Origin of the sequence: Streptomyces sp. WELS2, from assembly GCF_013870595.1 — a bacterium.
Lineage (GTDB): Bacteria > Actinomycetota > Actinomycetes > Streptomycetales > Streptomycetaceae > Streptomyces.
Genome location: NZ_JACBWZ010001286.1, coordinates 1 through 1,225, shown reverse-complemented (window position 1 = coordinate 1,225; position 1,225 = coordinate 1). Strand labels below are relative to the sequence as shown.

General features: G+C 73.8%; 1 protein-coding gene. It reads left to right on the top strand.

Going from position 1 to position 1,225, the window contains the following annotated elements:
* Positions 1-1,225, top strand: a 1,225-nt coding sequence (locus H5J33_RS35780) for a type I polyketide synthase (protein WP_181798792.1), incomplete at both ends; no start/stop codon positions are given.

Sequence of the window (1,225 nt, the reverse complement as noted above, 5' to 3'; positions counted from 1 at the left end):
CGGCGTACGCACCCCCGAGGACCTGTGGCGGCTGGTCGTCGACGGCACCGACGCCATCACCGCCTTCCCCGCCGACCGGGGCTGGGACGTGGACCGGATCGTCGACCCCACCCGGAGCCGCCCCGACACCTCCTACGTCGGCGAGGGCGGCTTCCTGCACGACGCGGGCGACTTCGACGCCGCCTTCTTCGGCATCAGCCCCAAGGAGGCCCTCGTCATGGACCCCCAGCAGCGGCTGCTGCTGGAGGCGTCCTGGGAGGCGCTGGAGAGCGCCGGCATCGACCCGCACACCCTCAAGGGCAGCCGCACCGGCGTGTTCGCCGGCGTCCAGTACCACGACTACTTCGGCAGCTTCGGCTCCGGCAGCATCATCTCCGGCCGCGTCGCCTACACCCTCGGCCTGGAGGGACCGTCCCTGTCCGTGGACACCGCCTGCTCCTCGTCCCTGGTGGCGCTGCACCTGGCCGCCCAGTCGCTCGGGCAGGGCGAGTCCAGCCTGGCGCTGGTCGGCGGTGTCGCCGTCATGGCCACCCCGGAGACGTTCATCGAGTTCAGCCGGCAGGGCGCGCTCGCCCCCGACGCCCGCACCCGCGCCTTCGCCGACGCGGCGGGCGGCACGGTGTGGGGCGAGGGCGTCGGCGTCCTCGTCGTGGAACGCCTCTCCGACGCCCGCCGCAACGGTCACGAGGTACTGGCCCTGGTCCGCGGCACCGCCGTCAACCAGGACGGCGCCTCCAACGGCCTCACCGCTCCCAACGGCCCCGCCCAGGAACGCGTCATCCGCGAGGCCCTGGACAGCGCCCGCCTGACCACCGCCGACGTGGACGTGGTCGAGGCGCACGGCACGGGCACGACGCTGGGCGACCCGATCGAGGCGCAGGCCCTGCTCGCCACCTACGGCCAGGACCGCGAGCGGCCGTTGTGGCTGGGGTCGGTGAAGTCGAACATCGGGCACACGCAGGCCGCGGCCGGGGTCGCCGGTGTCATCAAGATGGTGATGGCGATGCGGCACGGCGTCCTGCCCAGGACCCTGCACGTGGACAGGCCGTCCACGAAGGTCGACTGGGACGCGGGCAACGTACGGCTGCTCACCGAGGAACGGCAGTGGCCCGACACCGGCCGCGCCCGCCGGGCCGGGGTGTCCTCCTTCGGGATCAGCGGCACCAACGCCCATGTCATCCTCGAACAGGCCCCGCCCGCCCCCGCCGAGCCCGGGCAGACCGCG